Source organism: Frankia sp. AgB32, from assembly GCF_023243045.1.
In the GTDB taxonomy this organism is placed as follows: domain Bacteria; phylum Actinomycetota; class Actinomycetes; order Frankiales; family Frankiaceae; genus Frankia.
The window spans coordinates 1-9850 of sequence record NZ_JALKFX010000040.1 but is presented as its reverse complement, the minus strand read 5'-3'; the positions used below and the strand labels follow the sequence as shown (position 1 = coordinate 9850).

At 72.7% G+C, this 9850-nt stretch carries 11 protein-coding genes; 1 reads left to right on the top strand and 10 read right to left on the bottom strand.

Going from position 1 to position 9850, the window contains the following annotated elements; all coding sequences use genetic code 11:
• The coding region (locus MXD60_RS14215; protein ID WP_248819534.1) for a sensor histidine kinase at positions 1–1388 on the bottom strand (1388 nt) is incomplete at its 3' end.
• A gap of 367 nt (positions 1389–1755) precedes the next feature.
• Here MXD60_RS14215 and MXD60_RS14210 point away from each other — a divergent pair.
• Complete coding sequence (locus MXD60_RS14210) at positions 1756–2493, top strand: peptidoglycan-binding domain-containing protein (protein WP_248819533.1); 738 nt, start codon at positions 1756–1758, stop codon at positions 2491–2493.
• 47 nt (positions 2494–2540) lie between these two features.
• Here MXD60_RS14210 and MXD60_RS14205 read toward each other — a convergent pair whose 3' ends face one another.
• The 9 genes from MXD60_RS14205 to MXD60_RS14170 all read right to left on the bottom strand — a co-directional run.
• Entirely contained in the window at positions 2541–3353 is an 813-nt protein-coding gene (locus tag MXD60_RS14205) for a rhomboid-like protein (protein ID WP_248819532.1), read from the bottom strand.
• Positions 3354–3456: 103 nt separating this feature from the next.
• Positions 3457–3582, bottom strand: coding sequence for a hypothetical protein (locus MXD60_RS28795; protein ID WP_283098351.1), 126 nt, complete (start codon positions 3580–3582; stop codon positions 3457–3459).
• A 7-nt stretch (positions 3583–3589) separates the two neighbouring features.
• The gene (locus MXD60_RS14200; RefSeq protein WP_248819531.1) at positions 3590–4285 is read right to left on the bottom strand and encodes a response regulator; all 696 of its coding nucleotides are present in this window, start codon (positions 4283–4285) and stop codon (positions 3590–3592) included.
• Between the two features lie 4 nt (positions 4286–4289).
• Entirely contained in the window at positions 4290–5843 is a 1554-nt protein-coding gene (locus MXD60_RS14195; RefSeq protein ID WP_248819530.1) for a sensor histidine kinase, read from the bottom strand.
• Between the two features lie 4 nt (positions 5844–5847).
• Positions 5848–6687 carry an ABC transporter permease gene (locus MXD60_RS14190; protein ID WP_248819529.1) on the bottom strand — a complete coding sequence of 280 codons (840 nt, stop codon included), beginning with the start codon at positions 6685–6687 and terminating at the stop codon, positions 5848–5850.
• Positions 6684–7670 (bottom strand): ATP-binding cassette domain-containing protein, encoded by a 987-nt coding sequence (locus MXD60_RS14185; protein WP_248819528.1) that lies wholly within the window; start codon positions 7668–7670, stop codon positions 6684–6686. The genes MXD60_RS14190 and MXD60_RS14185 overlap by 4 nt, the downstream gene beginning before the upstream one ends.
• A 167-nt stretch (positions 7671–7837) precedes the next feature.
• On the bottom strand, positions 7838–8170 hold the full coding sequence (locus tag MXD60_RS14180) for an FMN-binding protein (protein ID WP_248819527.1): 333 nt from the start codon (positions 8168–8170) through the stop codon (positions 7838–7840).
• 331 nt (positions 8171–8501) lie between these two features.
• On the bottom strand, positions 8502–9203 hold the full coding sequence (locus tag MXD60_RS14175) for a carbonic anhydrase (RefSeq protein WP_308222476.1): 702 nt from the start codon (positions 9201–9203) through the stop codon (positions 8502–8504).
• A gap of 64 nt (positions 9204–9267) precedes the next feature.
• Positions 9268–9850 (bottom strand): class I SAM-dependent methyltransferase (locus MXD60_RS14170; RefSeq protein WP_248819526.1); only part of this gene is annotated, 583 nt, incomplete at its 5' end.

Below are 9850 nucleotides of genomic sequence, written 5' to 3'. Positions count from 1 at the left end.
CCGGCGTGGGGCGGGCCCGGGGGGGGCTGGCGGGGGGGGGGCCGCCGGGCGGGCGGCGCCGCGGCGCCGCGGCCGTCGTCCTGAATCCTGATCAGCAGCTGTGCGTCGGACCGTTGGACGACGACGGCCAGCTGACTCGCCTCGGCGTGCCGGTAGGCGTTGGTGATCGCCTCGGCAATCAGGAAGTACGCCGTCGTCCGCACGTGGCCCGGCAGGGGGACGTCGGGAATGTCGACGTCGATCGGGATGGGCGAGGTGTCGGCCAGGTTGTCGACCGCCGCGCGCAGGCCGCTCTCGGTCAGCGCCGCCGGGTAGACGCCACGGACGAGGTCGCGCAGGGACTCGATCGCGTCCTGCAACTGCCGATGGGCGCGGCCGACCAGATCGCGGACCTGGTCGGCCTGGTCGGGCGACTCGCCGTCCGCCTGCCCCAGTTGGTCCCGGGCCAGGCCCAGCAGACCCAGCACGGCGTAGAAGGGTGCCTGGCCGCCGTCGTGGAGATCTCCGTGGATGACCCGCCGTTCCTCCAGCGCGGCCATCGCGATGTGCAGCCGGGATGAGTGGATGGCCTCGATCCGCTCCAGCAACAGGCTCTCGATCGGCATCTGGGCGACGAGGACCAGCGGCAACAGCAGTACCCCCGCCTCCAGCGCGGCGACGAGCAACTGCCCCTCAAAGCGAGAGGGAACCGGCGCGAGGCTTGCGACGCTCGCCGCCATCGCGCAAAGGGCGACGAACAGCAGCGCGCTCCACAGGGGGATTCGCCAGCGACGATCCGTCCGGGCCCGAACGAGCTGGCGTACGGTCGCCGTCGCGACGAGCAGCGCGAACACGATCGCCGCGACGCTGCCCACCCGCGAGGTCGTGGTGCGGGGGGTGGTGGCGTAGTCCAGCCAGGGGCCGTGCGGGTCATCCAGGACAAGGCGCAGCGCCTGGGTCAGGACAGCCGAGGAGTAGCACCCCGCGAGCAGTATCCGATTACGGATGCCCGGCACCCTGCCGCCGTCAGGCCAGGCGAGCACGAGATGGGCGATGACTCCGGTCCACAGATAGGCGAAAGCCACCCCGAACACGAATACCGCCCCGACCGAGCTGGCCCGCAGGAACTGCAGGTAATAGGACCCGCCCAGCAGCATCAGCAGCACACCGACCCGCGGCTTCGCCAGCCTTATCCAGGCGAGGAAACCAATGACCACACAGATCGCGCCGAAGGCGTACTGCGGGCCGCCCACCGTGCCCTCGACGTGATCGGAGATTCCCCAGGACCACGTGGTGACGGCCAGCGCAAAGGCGAGACCGGCCGCGGTTCCGATCGTCGCGACCACCGCCTGCGCCCGCCCGACGCGGACGAACACCCGCCGGCCCGCACTGCCGGATCCCAGGTCCACCACCGGCTCATCGCCCCCTTCCCGCGTCGCTCACCATCCTTCGCGGGAACAGCAGGGCACAACCCAGGTTTCCGACGATTGGCACCGCGGGCGAACGGACGCCGTTCGTGCGTGCGGCCACCGTCCTGGCTTTCACGTGCACCCGGCGGCGGGATTCCGGTTTTCCGCCATACGCCCGTCATGGTTGCCCCGCCAGCGAGCGGCGAGGTTGCCCGGTGGTCGGCGCGATGCCCGCGGCTGACGCTTGGTACGGCGACCCCGCCGGACGCGGGGAAACCGGTCCCTTCCAGCAGCCCGCGCCAGCAGGCGGCGGTCACGCGACCGGTCCGTGCAGCTTCCCTCTTCCTTGTTCCGAGACAGGAGGCCCATGACCACCGGCCCGTTCTCGCTCGACCCGCGGGTGGCCGACGCCACCGCGCGCCCCCCGTCCCCCCGCCGCGCCCGCGGCCGCTCGCGGCCGCGCCTACAGCTCGTGCGGGCGTTCGCGGCCATGCTGACGGCCGTCGCGATGCTTCTCACGGCCGGCTGCATCGACCTGAACGGACTCGGCGGCGGGGGCCGCATCGCCACGCTGACGTCCTGCCAGGCCATGAGCCGGCGAGCTGACAACGACCACGCGTGCGTCGTGGCCACCCAGAACGCGCTGTTCATCCTCGGCGAGTCGGTGAAGATCGACGGGACGTATGGTCCGGGGACGGAGGTCGCCATCCGCCGGTTCCAGAAGGGCCACGGGCTCCCCGCGGACGGCATCGCCGGGTCGCGCACGCTCACGGCCCTGCAGTCGCGGATTCCGGGCAGTCGGACGATCATCACCAACACGGGTGTGATCACCTGCAGGGTGGGACTCCGGACCTGCACCTACGTCTTCACGCGGACGGTCACCCGGCAGATCTACCAGGCGACCGGGCCGGCGCAGAATCTGACGGTGCTGTGCCCGCGGATGCTCGACATCCGCGGGCAGGTGGCCTGCGAGGTTCTGGTCACGATCGCGGTGCTCGTCGTGCGACGCCAGGCGAGCACCGCGCTGCGGGAGAACGGCTGTCTCGCCGTCGAACCGGCGGCAGTCACGATCCGCCCCGACGTCGGCAGGTACTGCCGACCGTGACAGTCCCGGCGGTCCGGTTCCACCGGATCACCAGGCGTCCTGACCGGCTACGGCACCGGCGCGGGCACGACAGGACGAGGGTCGGACGATCGGAGCTCGGGATCCGGCTCCGGCTCCGCCGGACGGTCCGTGCCCTGCCCGGGGCGCCGCCGCGTCCCGGGCAGGTGTCGGCGGCGCCGCCGGATCAGCACGGCGCCGGCCAGGAGCCCGAGGACGAAGGCGCTGGTGTGGCCCACCCCGTCCAGGTCCCACCGGGTCACTCCACTGACCAGGTCGGGGGCGACAACAGCGAGGACCAACCCGGCGACCATGCGCAGTGACCGGCGGTTCGCCAGCACCATCGTCGCGGTCAACGCGCAGGCGACGACGTAGCTGGGCCCGACGTCGAGCACGTCGAGTGCCGAGGACGGCAGCCGCCCGGTGGCGACCCGGAGACCGAGGACGCCCTCGGACACCAGCGTCGCCCCGACATGTCCGATCATCACGATCGCCAGGGCGGTCCCGGTGCCGACAGCCGCCTCAAGTCCACCGACAGCCACGACGACGAGCAGGAGCCACAGCGGCAGTGACGCACCGGTCAGCCAGGGAACACTGCCGACGAACACCCGTAACGGATGGTGCACCATCTGCGGGATGGTCGTACTGGTGTCCCATTCCAGCCGCGAGGCCAGGCTCGGGTCCACGTCCTGGCTGGTCCGGGCCGCCGTGAGCGCGACCAGGACGCACAGCGTCAGGGGAAAGCGGCGCGCCGTCCGGCCGAGCGCCGCGGCGACGGTGCCGGCGCGCGCCACGCCGGCTGCGCGAGGCACATCGTGGGCCCGCGCCGGTGCGGCAGTCCCGGCCTGCGCGGAGATGGACATGCCGTGACGATGCCCAGCGAACCTGTGATCCACCCTTGGGTGGGCAACGGGAAGCCAACGACCGCGCCAGGCGCAACGGTGGCCGGACCATCCGGGTCGGCGGTCACAGCGCCCCGCGGCGCCGCAGATGTCGCGCCGTGACAATCCCGAACGCGGGCGGCACCCAGAACGCGACCACCCGGAACAGCAGCACCGAACGCGGGACCGACGTGCCATCGAGCGACCACATCCGGGTGTCAGCCGCCGGGTCGGGTGGGGGGCCGGTCGCAGGCGCGAACGAAACCCGTTTCGTAGGCGAAGACGACGGCCTGGACGCGGTCGCGTAGTTCGAGTTTCGCGAGGATGCGGCCCACGTGAGTTTTGACGGTCGCCTCCGACAGCACGAGAGACTTCGCTATCTCCGCGTTGGAGCGCCCGGCCGCGACCTCGTGGAGAACCACCACCTCGCGTTCGGTGAGCCGGGCGAGGCGGGGGTCGGCGGGTGGCTCGGGTTGGTCCGGGTCGGGAAGCCGGTGGGCGAAGGCGTCGAGGAGGCGCCGGGTGAGGCTCGGGGCCACGACCGCGTCACCGCTCGCCACCGCCAGGATCGCGAAGAGCAGGTCCGCCGGGCGGACGTCCTTGAGCAGGAACCCGCTGGCGCCCGCGCGCAGCGCCGCGTAGGCGTACCGGTCGATGTCGAAGGTGGTCAGGATGAGCACCCTGGTCGCCCCGTGGGCGGCGATGATGCGGCGGGTCGCCTCGATGCCGTCGACGCCGGGCATCCGGATGTCCATGAGGACGACGTCGGGGGCGAGTTCGGCGGCCAGCCGGACCGCCTCGGCGCCGTCGGCGGCCTCGCCGGCCACGGTGACGTCGGGATGCGAGCTCAGGATCATCCGGAAGCCGAGGCGCAGCAGCGGCTGATCGTCCACGATCAGGACCGAGAGGGGCACCCCGTCATCCTCTCTCGGTCCCGGCCGGCTCCGGTACGCCAGCCCGCGGCGCGTGGCCCGGGTGAGGATCGGGGGCCGAATCCGGATCAGGGGCGCGGTCCGGATCGAGGCCCAGATCCGGGTCGGGGACGGGCGCGGCGTCGGGGCCGGGCACGGGGCCCGTATCGGGGGCGGACTCCTGGTCGGACCCGGCCGGGAAGTGCGCGTGGACCCGCCAGCCGCCTGCCGGCCGTGGTCCGGCCTCGACCAGGCCGCCGAACGTCGCGACCCGCTCCCGCATGCCGATGAGCCCCTGGCCGCCGCGGCCCCACCGTTCGCCGCTTCCCCGGTCCTGGCGCCCCAGGCGGTGGCTGCCCTTGTCGTGGTTCCCCTTGCCGTCGCCCCCTCGATGCGGCCCGGCGGGCGGTTCGGGGCTCGGCACGGTCCCGGCCGCCAGAACCGGTCGGTACTGGCCGTCACCGGAGTCCACGATCTCGACGTCGAGCCCGCGGGGATGGTGGCGCAGTCGGACCCGGGCCGCCGCCGCGGGACCGCCGTGCTTGAGAGTGTTGGTCAGCGCCTCCTGGACGAGGCGGAACACGGTGAGCTCGGCGCCGGCGGACAGTGCGCGCGGCTCGCCGCCGATCTCCAGGCTGACCGGCAGGCCGGTGGCGCGGACCTGCTCGACCAGCCGGTCCAGGTCCCGGAGGCCGGGTTGCGGCGCGCGGGTGTCCTGCTCGCTGTCGTCTCGCAGCACGCCGAGCAGCCGGCGCATCTCCCCGAGCGCCTCCCGGCCGGTCTCCGAGATCGCCTCGGCAGCGCGGCCGGCCACGGCGGGATCGGTGTCGAGGGTGAGCCCCACACCGTCGGCGAGCGTGATGATGACGGAGAGGTTGTGCGCGACGATGTCGTGCATCTCGCGAGCGATCCGGGCCCGCTCGGCCGCCGCGCCCAGGCGGATCTGCTGGTCGTGTTCGCGTTCGAGTCGGGCCGCGCGGTCCTCCAGGTAGGCCAGCCGGGCCCGGCGTTCGCCGATGTTCACCCCGGTCGCGCAGGCCGCGATCACCATGCCGGTGAGGAACACGAACGCGCTGAACGCGGACTGCGCCGACGGGCCGCCCCAGCGCGCCGCGGCCAGCACCGCACCGACCTCGACGACGCCGGCCGCGAGAAGCATGCAGCGCCGGGAGCGGGACGCGGCCACGGTGTAGAGGGCGACGAGCAGCGCCGCGTCGCCCGGCGAGGTCACGCCCGCCAGCCACTGGGCAAACGCGATGGCCGCGATGACGGCGAACACCGCGAGCGGACGGGACCGACGCCAGACCAGCGGCGCGAGCAGCCCGGCCGCGAACACGTGGCCGGCGGCATTGCCCTCCCGATGCAGGCCGACGGTGATCAGCGCCACCGCCGCGAGCGGGAGGACGACCGCCGCGTCGACGGCCTTCGGATGCGTGGTGAGCAGCCGGCGCAGTGGGCCGCGAGGGCGGGGGGCGGGCAGGCTCTCGCCGGGCGCGTCGCCCGCAGGCAACCGCGACGCGCCGGACATGATCCGGCCCAGGCCCCGCCCCGACAGCACCACGGCGCTAGGCGTCCCGCCGCCGCAGCGCCACCGCCGCACCGGCCAGCAGGGCCGCCGCGTACCCGCAGAACAGCGCGAAACCGTTCCAGGGCGCCATCGACGTGGGGTCCGGGACGACGGCGAGAATCGCCTGGCCGGCGCTGCTCGGCAGGTACGGGTCGATGTTGGTCGACCAGTTCGACGGCAGGAAGTGCACGATCAGCGGCAGGACGAGCAGGACGCCGAACAGCGTGGCGATGCCCCCCGCGGTGCTGCGGATCAGCGCGCCGAGGCCCACCCCCAGCAGGCCGACGACCGTGAGGTACAGCCCGCCGCCGAGCACCGCGGTCAGGACGCCCGGATGGCCGAGCGTGGTCTCGATGTGCCGCGACGACAGCATCGCCTGGCCGAGGAAGAAGGCGGCGAACGCCGAGATCGTCATGAGCACGAACGTGACCACGGCGAACACGGCCGCCTTCGCCCACAGCACCGGCAGGCGGTGCGGCACCGCGGTGAGCGTCGCCCGGATCATGCCGGTGCCGTACTCCCCGCTGAACGTCAGCACGCCCAGCACACCGATGGCGAGCTGGGCCAGGAACACCCCGCTCAGGCTGACGCTCGTCGGATCGAAGGTGAGCCGCTCGAGCGGGGACTCCTGGTTCCAGTGATCGGCCCGGGCCCACGAGATCAGGCAGCCGAGGCCGACCACGAAGACGATCGCCGCGAGCAGGCTGAACAGGGTCGACCGCAGCGACCGCAGCTTCGTCCATTCCGAGCGCAGCACCCGCAGCTGGGTGACCCGGTACCCGGCGGCGGCCGCGGGGCCGTCGGCGGAGCCCGGTCGCTCGAGCGTCGCCGCGGTCATGCCCGTGCTCCCGTCCCGCCGAGGACGGCCCCGGCCGTGCCCGCGGCCGCCAGGTCACCCGGCTGCGGCGGGGGTGCCGCCGTGCCGCCGTGGTATTCGACGCTGTCCCGGGTCAGGGTCATGAACGCCTCCTCCAGCGACGCCTGGCGCGGCGTCAGTTCGTACAGCGGGATGCCGGCGTCGGCGGCGGCGATGCCGATCCGGTCGCTGGACAGCCCCGAGACCTCCAGCACGTCGGCGCCGTCGGCGCGGACCGTGACGTCGGCGGACAGCAGCAGGTCGCGCAGCTCGGGCGCGCGCGGCGATCGGACGTGCACGCTGTTCCCGGACGCCGCGGCGACGAAGTCCGCCACGGACTGGTCCGCGATCAGCCGACCCTGCCCGATGACGACGAGGTGCTCGGCCGTCAGCGCCATCTCGCTCATCAGATGGGAGGACACCAGCACCGTGCGCCCCTGCGCCGCAAGGTCCTTGAGCAGGGTGCGGATCCAGCGAATGCCCTCCGGGTCCAGCCCGTTGACCGGCTCGTCAAAAATCAACGTGCCCGGATCGCCGAGCAGTGCCGCCGCGATTCCCAGCCGCTGCCCCATGCCCAGCGAGAAACCGCCCGCCCGTTTTCCGGCCACCGTGGAAAGCCCGACCAGCTCGATGACCTCGTCTACCCGGCGGCGGCCGAATCCGTGGGTCTGCGCGAGCGCCACGAGATGGTTGCGGGCCGAGCGCCCGCTGTGCACCGACCGCGCCTCCAGCAGGGCGCCGACCTCGCACAGCGGAGCCGGGAAATCACGGTAACGCCGACCGTTGATGCGGACCGTTCCCGCGGACGGCTCGTCGAGATCGACAATCATCCGCATCGTCGTCGATTTTCCCGACCCGTTCGGCCCGAGGAAACCGGTGACAACCCCGGGCCGCACGGTGAAACTCAGTTCGGCCACCGCGAGCTTCTCACCATAGCGTTTGGTGAGCCCCTCAACCTCGATCATCTATGATCACCCTTTTCTCGGGATCCGGGGCTGACCCTGCCAACGCTAGCTGCGCGGAACCCCGCTGACGACGGCCGCAGGAGCGATCTCGGTGGCGCCGGATGTCCACCTTCCGGCGTACTCCCCCGCGACCCGGGAGGTACCTCCGCCCAGCGGTCCGGCCACCGTCAGCTGTGCCCGGCGAGGTTGAGGGCGGCCTGCGGCGACGTCCGCCATCCGTCGCTGGTGTAACTGGCGCCGGACACGGCGTCGATCGTCGCGCTCTGCGCGGTGGCGTCTCCTGGCGCAGGATCGGGGCGGCACGGGAGCTGATCCGCGACGAGCGCCCGCCGGCGGGCAGCGCGAGCGTCGTCACGGCGGTGATCCGGTCGCCGGCGACCGTGACGCGCGCCTGGACCGGGCCGTAGGGGGGCGTTGTCGGTCCTGGTGGAGAACGCCCTGCGCCACGGTGCGGGAACGATCCGGCTCACCGCGGCCGCGCAGGGCGAGGACGTGCTCATCGGCCTCTCGGACGAGGGCGGCCTGCTCCTTGCCCGGGCCCTCGTGGAGGCGGACGGCGGGGAGATCAGAATGCCGCCGCCCGGCCGCCGCTGTTCACCGTCACCATCCCCGCCCTGGCCCCCTAGTCGTGTCCGGCCGATCATGGTGAGGGCATCCGCACACCGGCCCCTGCAAAGCGACCAGTCGGCAGCGCAGCCGGGCCGCTCCACGGAACCCGACCGGCTCACCAGGCCACAACCCGCAAAGGGGCGAATCACCCACCAGCAAGATCGCCCGGACACTGCCTGGAGGGCGATCCGGGCGCGCGACGAGGTCCCGCTGCCGGGCGGGTCATCGGTTGATCTCGGGCAGCGGACCGTGGCTGGCCACGACGCCGACGGTCCCGTCCGTCAGGCGGTAGGAAAGCCCGACGACCGCGCACCGACCCGCGGCGACTTCGGCCGCGAGCAGGACCGACCGTCCCAGCAACCCGTCGACCGTCCGCCGGATATGCGTCTGCACAAACTGGTCGATATCGGTGCATCCGTCCGCTCGGGCCCACAGGATGCTCGGCATGACCCGTTCCACGACATCCCCGATATAGCCAGCCGGTGCCACGCCGGCGCGGTCGGCCTCCGAGGCTGCGGTGACGGCACCGCACGAGTCGTGACCGAGAACGACGACCAGCGGCGCTTTCAGCACACCGACCCCGTACTCGATGCTGCCCAGCACTTCGGCTCCCGCGACGTGACCGGCGGTGCGCACCACGAACAGGTCCCCCAACCCCCGGTCAAAGATGATCTCGGCGGCGAGCCGGGAGTCGGAGCACCCGAACAGCACGGCGAAGGGACGCTGCCTCGGTGCCACCGCCGATCGACGGTCGGCGTCCTGGTTGGGATGGAGCCGTTCCCCGTGCACGAATCGCGCGTTGCCGTCCATCAGGGCCGCGTACGCGTCGGCGGGTGAGGCTGGGGCGAGGTCGGGCATGCGCGGCAACGTACCCGAGCGCCAGTCGAGTGCCATCCGTTCCAACCCGAGAATGGAAAAGCTCACGATCCCGCTCGCGCACGGCCAGAACGGTCCCGGCCGTGCCCGACCGACGTCGGCCGCGAGGAGATCAGGCGCGATCGTCACGCAACGTGACGACAGTTTCCAGGTAGGTGGAGGGCAACGCGACGCCGAGGCCGGCGGGGGCGCCGTTCCAGCGGTGGGCCAGGTCGGTGAGGTCGGCGGCCAGCGACGCCTGACCGGCGGCGTCGAGTGTCTCGAACGCCCTGAGGGTCGGCCCGTACCAGCGGCGGAACGTCTCGGTGAACTCCTCCGCGGAGGAGAACCGCCACACGCAGGTCCGCTCGACCGAGCGGATCTCGGCGGCGGCCGGGCCGAACAGCTCCGCCAGGTGCTGCTCGGTGCCCCACAGCAGCGGCGAGCGCACGCCGGCCGGCGCCGGCACGTGGCTGGTGATCGTCCGGAACATCTGGCCGATGAAGCCCTCCGGGGTCCAGGAGACCAGGCCGAGCACGCCGCCGGGGCGCGCCGCCCGGATCATCTCGGCGGCGGTACGGACGTGGTCGGGCGCGAACATCGCGCCGAACACCGACAGGACGGCGTCGAACGAGCCGTCCGCGACCGGCAGGTTCTCCGCGTCGCCGTCCTCGAACCGCACCTCGAGCCCTTCCACCGCCGCCCGGTCCCGGGCC